Below are 17854 nucleotides of genomic sequence, written 5' to 3'. Positions count from 1 at the left end.
GACCGTAGCGGCGCCGCCGGTCCCGCGGCGAGGGTCGGAGGGCCTCAGTGGCCCGACGGCGTGCGACGGCCACCCCACCGGGCCGGGATCACCGGGTGAACTCACGCCGGATGCCGCGCCACACCTCGTCGTAACCGGGTTGCCGGTGCGCGGCCGACGCCGCGAAGTCCGTGGTCACCACCGGCCACCGGGTCTCGAACATGAACGCGAGCGTGTCGCCGATCTTCTGCGGCACCAGCTCCTGCGTGCTCGCCTTCTCGTAGGTCGCCGCATCCGGGCCGTGGGCCGACCACATGTTGTGCAGGCTCGCCCCGCCCGGCTCGAACCCCTCGGCCTTGGCGTCGTACACCCCCTTGACCAGGCCCATGAACTCGCTCATCACATTCCGGTGGTACCAGGGCGGGCGGAAGGTGTCCTCGCCGACGAGCCAGCGCGGCGCGAAGATCACGAAGTCCGCATTGGCCTGTCCGGGCAGCTCCGACGGCGACGTGAGCACCGTGTAGATGGACGGGTCGGGATGGTCGAAGCTGACCGTGCCCATCACGGCGAACCGCGCGGTGTCGTACTTGTACGCGGCGTGGTTGCCGTGCCAGGCCACCACGTCCAGCGGTGAGTGGTCGTATTCGGCCGCCCACAGCCGCCCGCCGAACTTCTGCACCACCTCGATGGTGGTCTCCCGGTCCTCGAACGCCGCGACCGGGTAGAGGAAGTCGCGCGCGTTGGCCAGGCCGTTGGCGCCGATCGGCCCGAGTTCGGGCAGGGTGAACGGCTGCCCGTAGTTCTCGCACACGTAACCGCGCGCCTTCTCGTCGAGCAGGTCGACCCGGAACCGCACGCCACGGCCGATCACCGCGATCTCCCCCGGTTCCACGCGGAGCCTGCCGTACTCGGTGTGCAGCAGCAGCGCGCCGAGCTCGGGCACCAGCAGCAGTTCCCCGTCGGCGTCGACGAAACAACGGTCGGTCATGCTGCGGGTGGCGCGGTAGACGTGGATGCCGATGCCCGCGCGCTGCAGGACGTCGCCGGTGGCGCCGACGGTGTAGAGACCGTCGACGAAGTCGGCCGGCTCGCCGGGGAAGGGCACCGGGTCCCACCGCATCCGGTTCGGGTCCGGCAGGCCACCGGTCACCGGCGCGCTGCGCAGGGCCGGGTGCTCGACCGGGTGGAACGGCGGGTGGGCGGCCGAGGGCCGGATGCGGTAGACCCAGCTGCGCCGGTTGTGCGCCCGCGGTTCGGTGAAGGCCGTGCCGCTGTGCTGCTCCGCGTAGAGCCCGAGCGGTGCCCGCTGCGGGGAGTTGCGCCCGACCGGCAGCGCACCGGGAACGGCCTCGCTGTGGTGCTCGTTGCCGAACCCCGCCAGGTACGCCAGTTCGGTGCCCGTCCGGACGTCCGGCTCGACCGTGCTCGTCATCGTGCCCACCTGCCCTCGTCGGCTGCTGAGGTCACTCCAGCGTGGTGCCGCTCCCGGCGCGGGGCAACTCCGGCGGGCGCCGGGACACGATCATGCGACACCGCGCGCCGTTACAGTGGTGGAGTGGATACCGTGGTGGTCGCCGGGGGCGGCAAGCTTCGCGGATTCGTCACCGGCGACGGCCTCGCCGAGTTCCGGGGCGTGCCCTTCGCCCGCGCGCCCCGGTTCGCCCCGCCCGAGCCGGCCGAGCCGTGGACCGGGGTCCGCGACGCCACCCGGCACGGCCCGGTGAGCCCGCAACCGCCGGTGCGCCCGGACGGTGTCCTGGGGGTGCCCGCGGACCTGCCGGAGCAGGACGAGGAGTGCCTGAACCTCACGGTCGTCACGCCCGCGGCCGACGACCGCAAGCGGCCGGTCATGGTGTGGCTGCACGGCGGCGCGTACGTCACCGGGGCGAACTCGTTCGGGTTCTACGGTGGACACCGGCTGGCCGCCGAGGGCGACGTGGTGTTCGTGGCGCCCAACTACCGGCTCGGCGCGCTCGGGTACCTGCACCTGCCCGGGGTGTCCCCGGGCAACCTCGGGCTGCTCGACCAGCTCGCCGCGCTGCGCTGGGTGCGGGACAACGCGGCGGCGTTCGGCGGCGATCCGGACGACGTGACGGTGTTCGGGCAGTCCGCCGGCGCGCACTCCATCGCGTGCCTGATGGCGCTGCCGCAGGCGCGCGGCCTGTTCCGGCGGGCGATCCTGCAGAGCGCGCCGCTGGGCCTGCGCCTGGCGGGTGCCCGCACGGCCGCCCGCACCGCGCGGTTGTTCACCGCGGCGCTGGGGACGGATCCGCGCACCGCGCCGACCGCGGAGATCCTCCGCGCGCAGGTGGCGACCGTCGTGCGGGCGGCCGGCCCGGGCGGGTTGTACTCGGTGCCGCCGTTCTGCCCGGTGGCCGACGCGCCTCCGCTGCCGAGCGTGTCGCAGTGGCTGTCGCAGCGCGCCCGGTTCGCGCCGGAGGTGGACGTGCTGATCGGCACCACGGCGGCGGAGATGAACTCGTTCCTCACCGGCAAGCCCGGGATCGCGCAGCTGGACCGGTTCCCGCTCACCGCGCGCGCGACGGCGGCGGTCAAGGCCGGCGTCACGCGCTGGATGTTCGCCGGGCCCTCCCGCGCGTTCGCCGACCAGCTCGCCGCGCGCGGCGGGCGGGTGTACAGCTACGTGTTCGACTGGGCCGCGCCGGAGTCGGCGTTCGGCGCCGGGCACTGCATCGAGCTGCCGTTCCTGCTCGGCGACGAAGCCGCCTGGCGGGACGCGCCGATGCTGGCGGGCGCCGAGTGGAGCACCGTGACCCGGACGGGCCGGACGCTGCGGGCGGCCTGGCTGTCCTTCGCCCGGACCGGCACACCGGAGCCCGGCTGGCCGCGGCACGCACCGAAACGCGCGCCCCACCGCCTGCCGTAGCACCCCGGCGAGCCCGCGCGGGTTACTCGCGGCGATCCTGCTCGGCCAGGAAGCGTTCGAACTCCGCGCCCAGCTCCTCGGCCGTGGGCATCGAGCCCACGTCGGCGAGCAGGGTCTGCTTGCCGTCCATCGCCTCGACGAACAGGTCGTACTGCCGCTCGAGCGCGTGCACGACCTCGGCCACCTCGTCCGACTCGGCCACCTGCCGGGCGATCTCGGCGTCGGTGCGCCGGGACGCCGCGCGCAGCGCCTCGTCCGGCAGCGACAGGCCCGCCAGCCGCGTGATCGAGCCCAGCACGGTCAGCGCGGCCGCCGGGTACCGCGACTGCGCGAGGTAGTGCGGCACGTGCGCGGCGAACCCGGCGGCGTCGTGCCCGGCCTGCCCGAGGCGGTATTCGGTCAGGTTGAGCGCGCTGCCCGGCACCTCCAGCCGGTTGAGCACCGGCTCGTAGTCGCCGATCAGGTCGCGCCGGGTGGCGTGCGCGGTCACCCCGAGCGGGCGCGTGTGCGGTGCGCCCATCGGGATCCCGTGGAACGACACGGTCATCCGCACGTCCCACCGCTCCACGAGCGATCGCACGGCCGCGGCGTAGCGCTCCCACAGCGCGTCCGGCTCGGGCCCGCTCAGCAGCAGGAACGGGGTGCCGGCCTCGTCGTGGAAGAGCCGCACCGCCAGCTCCGGGGTGTCGTAGCTCTCCCAGTGGTCGGTGTCGAAGGTCATCACCGGCCGCCGCGCCCGGTAGTCGAGCAGCCGGTCCACGTCGAACCGCGCCACCACCCGGTTGTCCCAGTTCGACTTGAGGTGCTCGCTGACCAGCGCCCCGGCCTGACCGGCGTCCATGAAGCCGTCGAGCTGGTGCAGCAGCACCGCCCCGCTCAACTCCGGGAGCTCCGAGTCCACCTCGTAGAGATCCGTCGGATCGAACACCACAGCCTCCTGCCTGTCTGGCCACCTCTCCTCGACACTCAACGTAGCGAGGGCCGCGATCCATCCCGCCGACAGGCTTACTTCCACCGGGCTACTGGGCCACTCGGGCGAACCCACTGCAAAACGCTGTTCAAAGCTGTTAGATTCGTTCTCCGCATTGTCACGGCCGGTATGCGGAGCGTGATCATCGCCACCGCTGAACCACGGGGGACCGCCCATGACCGCCGACCTCGCCGAGCTGGCGCAGCACCTGGTGCACGCCGTGGCCACGGATCCGGACGGGGACTTCTCCCCGTCGGTCTACGAGACCGCCCGCCTGGTCACCCTGATCCCGGACCTCGCCGGGCACGCGAACCGGGTCGCGTTCCTGCTGGCGAGGCAGGCACCGGAGGGCAGCTGGGGCGGCCCGGACGGCTACGGCCTGCTGCCCACGCTGAGCGCGACGGAGGCGCTGCTGACGGAGTTCCGCCGCGGCGGCGCGTCCCCGGTCCTGGCGGCGGCCGAGCGCGGGCTGCGGTTCCTCGCCACGCGATGGGGCCCGCAGCTGCGCGTCGAGCTGCCGGACACCGTCGCGGTGGAGATCCTGGTGCCGTCGCTGGTGTCCGCGCTCAACGCGCATCTGGACGCGCTCGCGGCCGACGGCGTCGTCCTGGCCGGCGGCCGCCGGGTGCCGCACGCGCCCGGTACCCGGCCCGACGTCCTGGACGGGCTGCGCAGCCTGGTCGCGGCCGGGCGGCCGCTGCCGGAGAAGATCGTGCATTCGCTGGAGGCACTGGGTGCGGCGGCGCACGGCTCCGGTCCGCTCCGTCCGGGTCCGCACGGGCTGGGCTGTTCCCCCGCCGCCACGGCCGCCTGGCTCGGGGGCGCCGTCACCGGCTCCGGGGCGCGGTACCTGGAGGACGTCCAGGCCCGGCACGGTGGTGCCGTGCCGGTGGCTGCCCCGCTGGCGGTGTTCGAACGATCCTGGGTGCTGTCCGCGTTCGCCGGGGCGGGCCTGCGGATCGCCGTGCCCGGGGAGGTGCTCGACGGGCTGTCCGCCGCGGTCGGGACGGACGGCGCCGCGGGCGGGGCCGGCCTGCCGCCGGACGCCGACGACACCGCCACAACGCTGCGCGCGCTGGCGGCGCACGGCAGGCCGGTCCCGCTGGACTGCCTCGACGGCTACCGGGTGGACCATCACTTCTGCACCTACCCGGACGAACGCACCCCCTCCGTCACCACCAACGCCCATGTGCTGCAGGCGCTGCACACCGCCGGACCGTCCGAAGTGACCGGACGCCTCGCCGGGTGGATCGCCGGCCGGCAGCACGCCGACGGCAGCTGGACCGACAAGTGGCACGCGTCCCCGTACTACGCGACCGCGCAGTGCTTCCTCGCGCTGAACGCGAGCGGGCACGCCCCGGCGGTCCGCGCCCGGGCGCTGCAGTGGATCGCGCGGACCCAGCGGCCGGACGGCTCGTGGGGCCGGTGGTCCGGCACGTTCGAGGAGACCGCCTACGCCGTCCAGGTCCTCACCCGGGCCGGTGAGCCCTGGGCGGACGAGGCGGCCGCCCGCGGGTGCGCGTTCCTGCTGTCCTGGCCGGACGACGCGGCGCATCCCCCGTTGTGGCAGGACAAGGACCTCTACACCCCCGGGCGCATCGTGCGCGCCGAGGGGATCGCGGCCCTGCACCTGGCCCGCACCCACCCCCGCGTGGCGGCGCTGCTGACGCGGCTCGAACCGGCACATGCCGAACGGACCGCGTGAATGAGCCGGGTGGAACTCGCGCTCGCCCTGGCCCCACTGTCCTTCCTGGACAGACACGCCGACGACCCCGCCGGGATGCTGGAGGTGCGCGGCGGTCCGGCCCCGAAGGTGCTGGTGTGGCACCACGAAGCGCTCACCGGGCTGTTCCGGCAGGACGCGGGGCTGCGGCACCCCGCCAGCCGGTCCCTGACGCCGCTGCTGGGGCCGAAGTCGCTGCTGTGGGCCGACGGCCCGCGCCACGCGGCGTACCGGAAGGTGCTCGGGCCGCCGCTGCGGGGAAGCCGTCTCGCCGCCAGCCGCGGGCTGATCGCCGCCGCCATCGACGCGGAGATCGACACGCTGGTGGCGGGCACCGTGTTCGGGCTCCCGGCGTGGACGCGCCGGGTGGCCCTGGCCATCATCGCGCGGATGATCCTGGGGGTCGCGGATCCGGTGCTGCTGCGGGAGGTCACGGTCTGGCTGGACCGGGCACTCGGCAAGCGTCACCGCACGCTGACCTACCGGTTCCTGCGCGGCGGCCTGCCGCGCTCGGGCCCGGACCTGGACGCGCGCCTGGTGGCCGCCGCGCGGTCCGCCCCGGACGGCCTGCTGGCGCCGCTGCTGTCCGCGGACGGGCCGCTCGGGCCGGTGCCGGACGACGAGTTGCGTGACCAGGTGGTGTCGCTGCTGTTCGCCGGGCACGAGACCACCGCGTCGGCCACCGCGTGGACGCTGTACTGGCTCCTCCGCAGGCCGGATCTGCACGACGCCGTGTCCTCCGAAATCTCCTCCACCACCAGCGACGGATCCGATCCGGCGGACGTGCCGGTGCTGCACGCGGTGATCTCCGAGGCGCTGCGGCTGCACCCGCCGGTCGAGGTGGCCGGGAACCGGGCGCTGCCCGAACCGATGGAGCTGCTGGGCCGGACGCTGCCGGCCGGGACGGTGATCACGCCCGGCGTCTACCTGGCCCACCACCGGGCCGAGTACTTCCCCGACCCGCACACCTTCGACCCGTCGCGGTTCCTCGGCCGCCGCGCCACCCCGGAGGGATATCTGCCGTTCGGCGGGGGCACCCGGTTCTGCCTCGGCAGCCGGCTCGGGCAGCTGGAGATCCGGATGATCATCGCAGCCCTGCTGCGGCGCCGGGTGCTGCGGTGCGTCGACCTCGATGCCGGGGTACCGGAGCTGCGGGGGCACGCGATCGCACCGTCGTCACGGCTGCGGCTGCAAGTGGTGGCGTGCCGCGACTGAGCGGGCGCCGCCCGGGCACCGCCTGCGCTTCCGCTGCCGTGAGCTATCTGCTCGTTCCCGGCCCGCTGACCACCGCGGTGAGCGCCGCGATCTCCGCCGGTCCCACCCGGCAGCACCCGCCCACGTAGCCGGCCCCGGCGGCGAGCCAGTCGCGCACCAGCTCCGGTGCGAAGCGGGATCCGCCGGTCCAGCGCCGGCCCCGGCTGTCCCAGCTCTCACCGCTGTTCGGGTAGACGATCACCGGTTTCCCGCTCGCCGCACCGGCGATCTCGGCGGCCACCGCGACGTCCCGGGGATCGCAGCAGTTCACGCCGACCGCCACGATCTGGTCGTTGCCCCGCGCCACGGCGAACGCCTCGGTCAGCGGCTGGCCGGCGCGGGTGCTCTCCCCGATGATCGTGTAGGACAGCCACGCCGGGACCCCGAGCCCCTCGATGGCGAGCAGCATCGCCTCGGCTTCGTCCACATCGGGCACCGTCTCGCAGGCCAGCAGATCCGGTCCGGCCGCGGCCAGGATCTCCGCACGCGGCCGGTGGAACGCGGCCAGCTCGCCGACCGAAAGCCCGTAGCGGCCACGGTATTCCGAGCCGTCGGCGAGCGTCGCGCCGTACGGCCCGATCGACGCGGCGACCAGCTCGTCACCGCGCACCCGCGCCTCCCGGGCGAGTTCGACGCTCAGCCCGAGCAACCGGACCGCCTCGTCGCGGGCGATGCCGGCCTCGGCGAACCCGGCGACACTGGCCTGGTAGCTGGCCGTGGTCGCGACCCGCGCGCCGGCGCGGAAGAACGCGCGGTGCGCGGCGACGATCGCGTCCGGGTCGTCGGCCAGCAGCCGCGCCGACCACAACGCGTCGGAGAGGTCGTGCCCGCGCGCCTCCAGCTCGGTGGCCAGGCCGCCGTCGAGGACGACGGTCACGGGCCGGTGCGCAGGTAGGTCAGCTCGCGCCACCACACGTCGGCGAGCACGTCCAGCACCAGCGACCGGTCGTGCCCGACGCCCCGGATCAGCCAGTGGTAGCACGCCTGTTCCAGTTGCAGCACCAGCAACAGCGCACGGGTCAGCCCGGCCTGCTCGTGCTCGCCGGTCCACTGTGCCAGGTACGGCGCCAACTCGCGGGCGGCGTCCACACCCCACTGGTAGTGCCGGGCAGCGACCCGCGGATCGTCGGCGACGGCCTGGGTCAGGACGTCGATCTCCACGGCGTACCGCGACCAGAACGCCAGCACGTGCTCGTCCAGCCAGGTGCGCACCCGCTCCGGGGTCAGCTCCGGGAAGTGCGCCGGCATCCGGTACAGCGCCGCGGTGTCCGGCAGGATCCGCTCGAACAGCGCGGCCGCGATGTCGGCCTTGTCGCGGAAGTGCGCGTAGAAGGTGGCCCGGCTGCCGTTGGCCGTGGCGACGATGTCGGCGACCGTGGCGGCGTGGTACCCGAGACGGGCGAACACCTCCCGCGCGCACTCGAGGTAACGGTCGTGCGCTTCCCGCCACTGCTGCTCGCGGAACGTGTTCCGGGCAGGCGTGGAGATGCCGGTCATCACCCCATCGTAGTGTGCCGTCCGTGCGGCGCGCGCGCTTTCCCCTGCGGGGCCACGGGAATGCCGGTGCCGGCGGTGTGCCACGGCACCCGGCGCCGAGGGGCGGCCCGGGACAAGGAGTCAGCCCCGGCGCCGGGTGCCTCGCTCTAGCCTGAACGAGCGAACTCGTGACGGAAACGAACGACCGTTGCCCTTTCGGCGTCCTGGTGTGGCCCCGATGTGGTTACCCTGATCGTGTGAGCGCCGGGACGAGATCTGCGGCAGCCGCTACCGCCCACCAGTGGACGGGACGGGAGGCGCGGTTGCTGCGGCACGCCCTGCGCCTGTCGGTGCGCGGCTTCGCCGCCTACCTCGGCGTCGCGGCGCGCACCGTCGCGAAATGGGAAAGCGGCGGAACCTCGACGGTCCCGCGCCCGGACACGCAGGCGATCCTGGACACCGCGCTGGCCAGAGCGGACGACGGCGCGCGGACCCGGTTCGAGGTGCTGGTGACCGGTGCGCGCGAGTCCGGCCCCGCACCCGGACCGTCGCCCCGCCACGACTACGAGGCCTGGACCGACGACCTGGACCGCACCGTCGCCTGCCTGGGGCGGCAGGAGTTCCGCCTCGCGAGCACCCTGCTGGGCCGCTGGCTGGACCGGTTTGAGCCGGACAGCTCCGACGCACAGGGTCTGTACCTCTACGGCCGGTCGCTGCGGCTGCTCGGCGAGGTGCGGCAGGACCAGGGTGCGCTGCGCGGGCCGTTGTCCGCCGAACCCGTCTACCGCCAGGCACTGCGGGTGTTCACCGAACTGAAGTCCCCGCGCCGGGTGGCCCAGCTGGAACTGCAACTCGTGGTCATCGCCGAGATGTCCGGGCAGCTGGAGTCGGCGGCGGCCCGCTACACGAGCCTGACCACCGACGACCGGCTCAGCGCGCACGACCGCACCCGCGCGCAGTTGTGGGTGGGCACCGCGCTGAGCAAGCGCGGCCTGCACGAGACCGCGACCCGCCACATCGTGCCCGCCATCCGCGCGTTCGAGCGGCTCGAGGAGCCCGCGGACTGGTCGATCGCGCACCAGAAACTGGCGCTGGCCCACCGCGGCGCGGGCGATCTGACGGCGGCGGGGCGGGCGATCGAGGTGGCGCTGTCGCACCGCGTCGACGACACCCCGCTGCAGCAGGTGCGGCTGGACACCGCGCACGCCCACATCCTGCTGTCCGACGGCGCGACCGCCGGTTCCGGGCTCGCCACGCTGGACCGGACCGCCCGCCTGTCCGCCCGCTACGGGCTCATGCACCAGGTGCGCAGCATCGAGGGCATCCGCCGCGGTTTCGAGTGCCGGTAGCCCGATCATGCGGAAGATGCTGCTCGACCGGGTGTGGGCCGACGCCGAGCTGGTGTGGGAGTTCCACCGGCTGCGGCACCACCCGAAACCGTGCTCGGCGGCGGTCGGGCTGGGCTGCCACGACCTCGGCGTCGCCGCGTACGCGGCCGAGCTCTACCACCAGGGCCTGTTCCCGGTGGTGGTGTTCACCGGCGGCAACAGCCGGGAAACGGCGCGCGACTTCCCGCGCGGCGAGGGCGTGCACTACCGGGAGCGCGCGCTCGAACTGGGCGTGCCCGGTGACGCGATCCTCGTCGAGCCGCACGCGGCCAACACGGGCGAGAACATCGTGCTGTCCCGGGCGGTCCTCGCCGCGGCGGGGGTCGAGGTGACCTCGCTGATGCTGGTCTCGATGCCCTACATGGAGCGCCGCGCGTTCGCCACGACGCGCAAGGTGTGGCCGGAGGTGGAGCCGGTGTGCGCCTCGGCGCCGGTGTCGCTCACCGAGTACGCGCTGCGGACCCGGCACGGTACCGAGCTGATCGACATGATCGTGGGCGATTTCCAGCGCCTCCTCGAATATCCACGAAAAGGATTCGCCATTCCCCAGAAAATTCCCCCGATCGTGTATTCCGCATATCGCCGACTGGTGGAAGCCGGATTCCGCAGCCGGATGCTGTGATTCCATACCGGCCGTGCCCCAGACGCTCTCCTGCGCGGTCCACCAGCCGAATCTCTTCCCGAGACTGTCCACACTGGGCAAGCTGTTCTGCGCGGACGTGTGGGTCGTGCTCGACGACGTGCAGTTCAACGGCCGCGACTACCAGCACCGCGCGCGGCTGGCCGCGGCCGCCGACCCCGAGGACCAGCGCTGGCTGACCGTACCGGTGCACCGGCCGCGCGGCCGGGCCACCCGGATCCGCGAGCTGCGGCCGGCCGATCCGGCCGCGGCACACCGCACGATGTCGCGGTTGGTCCGGCAGTACTACGGTCGCTGCGCGCACTGGCCCGAGACCGCGGGCATCGTCGACGAGGTGCTCGCCGCGCTGGCGCTGCACGAGCGGCTCGCGGTGGTGGCCGAGGTGTCGGTGCGTGCCATGCTCGACCGGATGGGCTGGCGGGGCGCGGTGGTGCGCAGCAGCGAGCTGACCGCACGCGAGGGCCGGTCCGAGCGGCTGGCCGATCTCACCGCGGCGGCCGGGGCCGGAATCTACCTGTGCGGTCCGGGCGGGGCGAAGTACCTGTCGGAGCGCCCGTTCGCCGAACGGGGGCTGCGGGTGCGCTACCCGTCGCCGCCTCCGCTCACCCGCGACCGCGGGATGCGCACCGCGAGCGCGCTGTGGGCGTTCGCCACACGCGGACCGGCGGGGGTGCGGGACTGCCTGGTCCCGGACCGGGTGCCGGCACAGTGAGCAAAGATTGTTTCCACACCGGGTAAAGACAATTTCGGCAACCGGCAATTCACCGCGGCGGAGTTATCCTGGACGGCGTGCGTCTGTCTCGTGGTGTGCCCCGGCTCCTCGCCTACTGCGCGGTCGCCGGGCTCCTCGTCGCCGGGGTGGTGGCTCCCGTCGCGCTCGGCGCCGGGGTGCTGTCCAACCAGGTCGCCGACTCCGTGAACGGGATCTCGGCAGCGCTGGCGAACAGCGAGCAGCCCTTGGTGACGACGGTGACCGACCGTGACGGCAACCCGATCGCGACGCTGTACGACCAGTACCGCCTCCCGGTGACCGCGAACCAGATCTCCCCCGCGATGAAGGCGGCGATCGTCTCGATCGAGGACCGCCGGTTCTACGACGAGGGCGGCGTGGACGTGAAGGGCATGGTCCGCGCCGCGCTGCACGACTCCTCCGGCGGCAGCACCCAGGGCGGGTCGACGATCACCCAGCAGTACGTCAAGAACTACCTCATCAACGTCGTGGACCGGAACAACCGGGCCGACCAGCTGGCCGACCAGGCCGACACGATCGCGCGCAAGCTGCGTGAGGCGAAGATCGCCGTCCAGCTCGGACAGACGGTGTCCAAGGACGACATCCTCAGCGGCTACCTGAACGTGGTGGAGTTCACCGGCAACGTCTACGGCGTCGGCGCCGCCGCGCACGCCTACTTCGGCACCACGCCGGACAAGCTCACCGTGCCGCAGGCCGCGCTGCTCGCCGGCATGGTGAACAACCCCAGCCTGTACAACCCCTACACGCATCCGGACCAGGCCACGCAGCGCCGCAACGTCGTCATCGACGCGATGGTCGGCACGAGGACCCTGACCCCGGCGGACGGCGCCGCCGCGAAGACCGCGCCGCTCGGTGTGCTGCCCGACGGCCCGGACCTGCCCTCGAGCACCTGCCTGGGTTCCACGCCGGATGCGGGGTTCCTCTGCCAGTACGCCGAGAGCTACCTCCTCCAGTCCGGCTTCACCGCCGATCAGCTGGAGACCGGCGGCTACCTCATCCGCACGACGATGGACCCGCTGGTGAGCCGGACCGTCAAGCAGGCCGTGGAGGCGAACGTGCCGACCACGCAGGACGGCGTGGCGAACACCTTCGCGGTCATCCGGCCCGGGCAGAACACCCACGAGGTGCTGGCCATGGTCGCCAACCGCAACTACGGCACCGATCCGGCCAAGGGCGAGACGTCGACGAACATCGTCGCGGCTCCCAGCAACGTGTTCGGCGCCGGGTCGTCGTTCAAGATCTTCACCTCGGCGGCGGCGCTGGAGACCGGCAAGGCGGGCCTGGAAACGCCGTTGCCCAACCAGGCCGGCGGGTGCTTCACCCAGCCGGGCGCCAACCGTTACACGCCGCAGTACTGCGTGCAGAACGACGGCGTGAACTACCCGAACCCGATCTCGCTGCGCGACGGCCTCGCCACCTCACCGAACGTCGCCTTCGTCAACCTGGAACAGCAGGTCGGCATGCCGGCGGTACTGGACATGGCGCGCCGGCTGGGTCTGCGCACCAGCCTGAACACCAACGACGCCGGCGCGAAACCGGACCCGTCGTCGCCGAACCCGCAGTACAGCGAGCCGCAGTCGCAGTACTTCCAGAACAAGCTGTCGTTCACCCTGGGCAACAGCCCGGTGAGCCCGCTGGAGATGGCCAACGTGTCGGCGACGCTGATGAGCGGTGGCACGTGGTGCCAGCCGGACCCGATCCTGTCCGTCACCGACCGCAACGGACACGACGTCGCCGTGAAACAGCCGCCGTGCGAACAGGTGGTGGCACCGGGGCTGGCGAACACGCTGCTGAACGGGCTGAGCCAGGACACGATCACGGGCACGTCCGCCGCGGCCGCGGCCGCGGCCGGGTGGCACCACGCAGACTTCGGCAAGACCGGCACCACGCAGCAGAGCGAGTCGGTGGCGTTCATCGGCGGCGTCGACGACTACGCCGTGTCGTCCATGGTGTTCGCCGACGGCCCGCACCCCGATGAGATCTGCCCCGGCACGCCGGTGCACCTGGGCTCCTGCGGGCACGGCGCGTTCGGTGGCACGGTCGCGGCGCCGCCGTACTTCCACGCGATGAGCCAGATCCTGGGCGGCCGGCCGGACACCGCCATTCCCGCGGCCGATCCCACCTACCTGCGCGCCCGGTCCTAGCCACGCAGCGCCGTCGTGTCGTAACCTCCGGTGAGTGGGCGTCGAGGCGGAGCCCCCGGACCCCGGCGGGCTCACGCCGGGTGAGCTGGTGGCCGGGCAGTACGAGGTGCTGAGCTGCTTCGCCCGCGGCGCCTTCGGATTGATCTACCTGGCCCGGGATCGCAACCTGCAGGGCAAACAGGTTGTGCTCAAGGGACTGACGCGCCCGCACGACACGGCGGCGATCCGGCTCGCCGCGCAGGAGAGCCGGGTGCTCACCGCGCTGGAGCACCCGGGCATCGTGCGGATCTTCAACGTGGTGACCCACCGCGGCCTGCGGTACCTGGTGATGGACCACGTGGACGGGCCGTCGCTGCGGGCGGTGTGCGACGGCGGCGGGCTGTCCCTCGCCGAGACCCTCGCCTGCGCCGTGCCGGTGCTGGACGCGCTGGACTACCTGCACCGGCAGGGGCTGCTGTACTGCGACATGAAGCCGGACAACGTGATCCGCACCGGCGAGACGGTGAAGCTGATCGACTTCGGCGCGATCCGGCGGACCGGCGACCTGGCGAGCCCGGTCCTCGGCACCCCGCCCTACCTGGTCGGCCGCGCCGAGATCCGGGAGCACGGGCTGACCGAGCGCGCGGACATCCACGCGGTTGGGGTGATGCTGGACGAGCTGGCCCGCTGCGGCCCGGACGATCCGGGCGCGGAGTCCTTCCGGCACCTCGTCGACCGCGCGAAGGCCCACTACGACCGGCGGTTCGCCGACGTGCCCGAGATGCTGAACCAGGTGCGCGGGGTGCTGCGTGAGGTGCGCTGCCTCGGCGACGGGAAGCCGCGGCCCGCGCGCTCCGCGGTGTTCGCCGAATCCGCCGCGTTGCTCGACGACGGGCTCGGCCAGGCCCCGCCGCTGAGCGCGTGGACCCGCGGCGGCGCCCCGGCGGCGTCCGCCGGGGACGGGCGCCCGTCCCCGGCGGACGCGGCCGCTGCACTGCCGGTGCCGCACCCGGATCCGCACGATCCGCAGACGGCGTTGCTGAGCACCGTCCGCGCGCCGGACCCGGAACGGCTGCTCGCCAAGCTGGCGAGCATCCCGGCGTCGGTGGAGGTGGACTTCCGCCGGGCGCGAGCGCACCTGGAGGCCCACCACCGCACGGCGGCCGGGGACCGGCTGGCCGCGGCCGGGCACTGCCTGAGCTCGGCCGAACGGCAGCTGGGCTGGCTGGCGCACCACGACTGGCGGACCAGCTGGCACCGGGGTCTGCTCGCGCTGGCCGGGCGGCGGGTGCGCCAGGCCGAGGACCTGTTCGGGACGGTCTACCAGGACCTGCCGGGCGAGCTCGCGCCCAAGCTCGCGCTGGGGTTCTGCGCCGAGCACCGGAACCGGCCGGAGGCCGCCGCCCGCTTCTACCAGGCGGTGTGGGCGTGCGACCGCTTGCAGGCGGGCGCCGCGTTCGGGCTGGCGCGGATCCGGTGGCGCGCGGGCGAGCGCGCCGCGGCCGTCGCGGTCCTCGACGAGGTCCCGGAGATCTCCCTGCACCGGCACGCCGCGGCCGTCGCCGCGATCCGGATCCTCGCCGCCGGGCCGGACCCGTCGGCGGCGGAGCTGGCCTCCGCCGCCGACCGGCTGCACACGCTGACCTTGGACGGCGACGAGTCGTGGCAGCGGCTGGCGACGGCGGTTCTGGAAAGCGCTTTCCTCTTCGTCCGGGCGCACGGCGACGGATCGGTGCCGCCGGGCCCGGTGCTCGGCGACCCGGTGTCGGATAAGGGATTGCGGGATCGCCTGGACCGCGCCTACCGCGAGCTGGCCCGCCAGGCCCGGACCGCGGACGAGCACGGGGTGCTGATCGACCGGGCCAACGGGGTGCGGGCCAGGTCGCTGTGGTGAGCTCCACGACGCGGCGCACCCTGCTCCGGCTGCGGCTGGCCCTGCTGGTCACCACGGTGGCCGTGCTGGTCACCGCGTTCGCCACGGTGCGGGGTGTGCAGGCCGCGGCGGAGACGGTCCGGGACCGCACGGCACAGGCGGTGATCGAGGTGACGGCGGCCAGGTCGGCGCTGATCCGGGCGGACCGGGCGGTGGTGCGCAGCTTCGCCTCCGGCGAGGTGCGGCTGGCCGGCGCGGGCACGGAGTACGCGGCGCAGACGGCGCTGGCGAGCCAGAGCCTCACCCGGGTGGCGGAGCTGAACGAGGCCGGCGACGCGGGCAGCCGCATCCTGCGCCTGGTGGAGGGCCTGCTGGGGGCCTACCGGGCCGCGGTCGCGCAGGCCGACGCGCACTACCGCCAGGGCGGCGGTGAGGTCGTCGGCACCGCCGACCTGTGGGACGCCTCCGCGCAGCTGCTGCACTCCGCCGACGGGGTGCTCGCGCAGCTGGACGACCTGCGGGCGGTGCAGGAGCAGGCACTGGCGCGGCAGCTGGCCACCGGCTGGCTGCACCCGGTCAGGCCCGCGCTCTGGGCGGCGCCGATCGCGGTGCTGCTCGCGTTGTTGTGCCTCACACAGCTCTACCTAGGAAAGCGCTTCCAGCGACTGGTGAACCCGCAGCTGCTGACCGCGACCCTGCTGCTGCTCGGGTTGTGCGCGAGCATGATGTTCACGCTCGTCGCCGTGCACCGGCTGGACACCGCGCGGGACCGGCTCACCGAGGTGCTCGCGGGCTGGGACCGGCGGATGACCCGCACCGACGCCGACGGCCGGGACCAGCTCGTCCAGCTGGTCGCCGCCCACTGCCGCGGCGGCGACTGCGGGGCGACGGTGGGCGCGGCCGGTGCGGCGCCGCCGGCCGCCGCGGGCGCCGTGCCGGACGAGGCGACGACCGCGGCCGGCACCCGCGAGGTCAACGAGCGGCTGGACGCCGCGGCCACGTCCGGGCGGCTGCCGCTGGTCGTGCCCGCGGTGACGCTCGCGATCGCCGTGCTGGCCGGGTGGGGCCTGCACGCCCGGCTCGACGAATACCGGTTCCGCCCATGAGGACGCTGGCCGGGGTGCTGCTCCTGGTCGCCGCGTGTCTCACCGGCTGCGGCACCGGGGACGGCACGCGCACGATCACCGTCCTCGCGTCGTGGACCGGGGGCGAGGGTGCGGCGTTCGAGCAGGTGCTGGCCGGGTTCACCGCCCAGACCGGCATCCGGGTGCGGTACCAGGGCACGCGCGCGGTGTCGCAGGTGCTCGCCTCGGACGTGCAGAACGGCAACCCGCCGGACGTCGCGGTCGTGCCGAACCCGGGCGAGCTGGTCACCTACGTGCGCGCGCACAACGTGTACCCGCTCGACGACGTGCTCGGCGCGGCAGCGGCGGAGGCCTACGGTCCACAGTGGCTCCAGTTGCAGACCGCCGGGCAGGCGCACCTCTACGGCATCGCGGTGAAGGTGGACCTCAAGAGCATCGTCTGGTTCGACCCGGCGCGGCACGGCCTGCCCCGGCCGGGCACCTGGGACGAGTTCACGGCCGCGACCGGCACGGCCCCGTGGTGCCTCGGGCTGAGCGCACCGCCGGTGTCCGGGTGGCCGGGCACGGACTGGGTCGAGGACGTGCTGCTGCACCAGGCCGGCCCGGAGGTCTACCGCCGGTGGGCGGCCGGGCAGCTGCCGTGGACCGCGCCGGAGGTGCGGCGCGCGTGGCGGACCTGGGGCACGATGATGGCCGCCACCGTCGGGGACAACCCGGGGCGGGTGCTGCTGACCTACTTCGGCGACGCGGGCAAGGGCATGCTCACCGACCCGCAGACGTGCGCCTTCGAGCACAACGGGTCGTTCATGCTGGCCCGCTACCCGGACGGGGGCCGGGCGCTGGACTTCGTCGCCGTCCCGCCGGCCGGCCCGGACGTGGCGCCGGGAACGTATGAGGTGTCGGCCGACCTGGCGGGGATGTTCACCGACACCCCGGCCTCGCGCGCGCTGATCCGGTACCTCGCGACACCGGCGGCGCAGGAGATCTGGCCGCGGGTGACCGGAGGCAGCGCGTTCTCCGCGACGCGGGGCGTGGACCTGGGTGTCTACGACGGCAACCCGGCCGGGCGCAAGATCGCCGGCACGCTGCGGTCCGGCGGGACGCTCTGCTTCGACGCCTCGGACCTGATGCCGGCGGCGATGACCAGCGCGTTCTACCGCGCGGCGCTGGAGTTCCTGGCCGACCCGGGCCGGCTGGACACGCTGCTGGAGCAGCTGGACCGGATCCGGCTCGGCGTCAGCCCGCAGGAGTGGTTGTCCGTCCCGTGTGGACAGTGAGGTGCGCGCGGGCTCACACCTTGGTGATCTCCGCGATGAACGCGTCCACGTCGACGAAGGCGCCCTCGGCGCCGAGCGGGACGAGCGCGTGCGTGGAGGCGATGAACCGGGCCACGCCCTCGCGGCCGAGTTCGACGACGGCGTACCCGTCCGGCGACTCCAGCTCGATCAGCAGCTGGCCGGCCCCGCCGGCCAGGTCCGGCCGGATCCGCACGTCGCCCTCGCCCGCGGGCCGCCCCAGCCCGGTGGCGAGGAGTTCGCGGGCGAAGCACCACTCGACCCAGCGGCCACGGTCGGCGCGGAAGGACAGGGTGACCGCGTAGGGATCGGCGGTGGTGTAGCTCCACCGCGAGAAGACCGGGACGTCGTAGCCGTCCAGGCTGACGAACTGGTGCTCCTCGACCGTTTCGGCGTGCACGATGGGCCTC

The 17854-nt window shown here is 73.7% G+C and carries 15 protein-coding genes; 10 read left to right on the top strand and 5 right to left on the bottom strand.

What is annotated here, in order from left to right; genetic code table 11:
• Positions 1-88 precede the first annotated feature (88 nt).
• A complete protein-coding gene (gene hmgA / locus FHX45_RS00750; RefSeq protein WP_167096081.1) occupies positions 89-1411 on the bottom strand; it encodes a homogentisate 1,2-dioxygenase in 1323 nt (440 codons plus the stop codon).
• 123 nt (positions 1412-1534) lie between these two features.
• On the opposite strand from hmgA, the gene FHX45_RS00745 reads away from it, so the two are divergent.
• Positions 1535-2866 carry a carboxylesterase family protein gene (locus FHX45_RS00745; protein ID WP_167096079.1) on the top strand — a complete coding sequence of 444 codons (1332 nt, stop codon included), beginning with the start codon at positions 1535-1537 and terminating at the stop codon, positions 2864-2866.
• 22 nt (positions 2867-2888) lie between these two features.
• On the opposite strand, the gene FHX45_RS00740 is transcribed toward FHX45_RS00745, so the two are convergent.
• Complete coding sequence (locus FHX45_RS00740; RefSeq protein WP_167096077.1) at positions 2889-3797, bottom strand: PAC2 family protein; 909 nt, start codon at positions 3795-3797, stop codon at positions 2889-2891.
• Positions 3798-4011: 214 nt separating this feature from the next.
• Here FHX45_RS00740 and FHX45_RS00735 point away from each other — a divergent pair, with 214 nt between their 5' ends.
• Both FHX45_RS00735 and FHX45_RS00730 read left to right on the top strand, forming a co-directional pair.
• Positions 4012-5541, top strand: coding sequence for a prenyltransferase/squalene oxidase repeat-containing protein (locus FHX45_RS00735; RefSeq protein WP_167096075.1), 1530 nt, complete (start codon positions 4012-4014; stop codon positions 5539-5541).
• Positions 5542-6774, top strand: a complete 1233-nt coding sequence (locus FHX45_RS00730; RefSeq protein ID WP_167096073.1) for a cytochrome P450 — start codon at positions 5542-5544, stop codon at positions 6772-6774.
• Positions 6775-6817: 43 nt separating this feature from the next.
• Here the strand turns inward: FHX45_RS00730 and mmuM are convergent, their stop codons facing one another.
• Both mmuM and FHX45_RS00720 read right to left on the bottom strand, forming a co-directional pair.
• Entirely contained in the window at positions 6818-7690 is an 873-nt protein-coding gene (gene mmuM, locus FHX45_RS00725) for a homocysteine S-methyltransferase (RefSeq protein ID WP_167096071.1), read from the bottom strand.
• Entirely contained in the window at positions 7687-8310 is a 624-nt protein-coding gene (locus tag FHX45_RS00720) for a TetR/AcrR family transcriptional regulator (protein WP_167096069.1), read from the bottom strand. Before FHX45_RS00720 ends, mmuM begins: the two co-directional genes overlap by 4 nt.
• Positions 8311-8546: 236 nt before the next feature.
• Between FHX45_RS00720 and FHX45_RS00715 the strand changes: the two genes are divergently transcribed.
• From FHX45_RS00715 to FHX45_RS00685, 7 genes are all read left to right on the top strand, one after another.
• Entirely contained in the window at positions 8547-9638 is a 1092-nt protein-coding gene (locus tag FHX45_RS00715) for a helix-turn-helix domain-containing protein (protein WP_167096067.1), read from the top strand.
• A 7-nt stretch (positions 9639-9645) separates the two neighbouring features.
• Positions 9646-10299, top strand: a complete 654-nt coding sequence (locus tag FHX45_RS00710; RefSeq protein WP_167096065.1) for a YdcF family protein — start codon at positions 9646-9648, stop codon at positions 10297-10299.
• Between the two features lie 13 nt (positions 10300-10312).
• Positions 10313-11029 carry a WbqC family protein gene (locus FHX45_RS00705; RefSeq protein ID WP_167096063.1) on the top strand — a complete coding sequence of 239 codons (717 nt, stop codon included), beginning with the start codon at positions 10313-10315 and terminating at the stop codon, positions 11027-11029.
• 77 nt (positions 11030-11106) lie between these two features.
• Entirely contained in the window at positions 11107-13212 is a 2106-nt protein-coding gene (locus tag FHX45_RS00700; RefSeq protein ID WP_167096061.1) for a transglycosylase domain-containing protein, read from the top strand.
• 34 nt (positions 13213-13246) lie between these two features.
• Positions 13247-15085 carry a tetratricopeptide repeat protein gene (locus FHX45_RS00695; protein ID WP_167096059.1) on the top strand — a complete coding sequence of 613 codons (1839 nt, stop codon included), beginning with the start codon at positions 13247-13249 and terminating at the stop codon, positions 15083-15085.
• Entirely contained in the window at positions 15082-16170 is a 1089-nt protein-coding gene (locus tag FHX45_RS00690; protein ID WP_167096057.1) for a hypothetical protein, read from the top strand. The genes FHX45_RS00695 and FHX45_RS00690 overlap by 4 nt, the downstream gene beginning before the upstream one ends.
• On the top strand, positions 16167-17426 hold the full coding sequence (locus tag FHX45_RS00685) for an ABC transporter substrate-binding protein (RefSeq protein ID WP_167096055.1): 1260 nt from the start codon (positions 16167-16169) through the stop codon (positions 17424-17426). Before FHX45_RS00690 ends, FHX45_RS00685 begins: the two co-directional genes overlap by 4 nt.
• A 13-nt stretch (positions 17427-17439) precedes the next feature.
• Here the strand turns inward: FHX45_RS00685 and FHX45_RS00680 are convergent, their stop codons facing one another.
• A complete protein-coding gene (locus FHX45_RS00680) occupies positions 17440-17844 on the bottom strand; it encodes an SsgA family sporulation/cell division regulator (protein ID WP_167096053.1) in 405 nt (134 codons plus the stop codon).
• Positions 17845-17854: the final 10 nt, after the last annotated feature.

This window comes from Amycolatopsis granulosa (assembly GCF_011758745.1).
In the GTDB taxonomy this organism is placed as follows: Bacteria; Actinomycetota; Actinomycetes; order Mycobacteriales; family Pseudonocardiaceae; genus Amycolatopsis_E; species Amycolatopsis_E granulosa.
Note: the sequence above shows the minus strand (reverse complement) of the source record. Positions and strands in the feature narration are given on the sequence as shown.

Coding starts and splice junctions, on each gene's coding strand:
- FHX45_RS00730 (WP_167096073.1), top strand. CDS start 5,542: ATGAGCCGGGTGGAACTCGCGCTCGCCCTGGCCCCACTGTCCTTCCTG.
- hmgA (WP_167096081.1), bottom strand. CDS start 1,411: ATGACGAGCACGGTCGAGCCGGACGTCCGGACGGGCACCGAACTGGCG.
- FHX45_RS00685 (WP_167096055.1), top strand. CDS start 16,167: ATGAGGACGCTGGCCGGGGTGCTGCTCCTGGTCGCCGCGTGTCTCACC.
- FHX45_RS00720 (WP_167096069.1), bottom strand. CDS start 8,310: ATGACCGGCATCTCCACGCCTGCCCGGAACACGTTCCGCGAGCAGCAG.
- FHX45_RS00735 (WP_167096075.1), top strand. CDS start 4,012: ATGACCGCCGACCTCGCCGAGCTGGCGCAGCACCTGGTGCACGCCGTG.
- FHX45_RS00710 (WP_167096065.1), top strand. CDS start 9,646: ATGCGGAAGATGCTGCTCGACCGGGTGTGGGCCGACGCCGAGCTGGTG.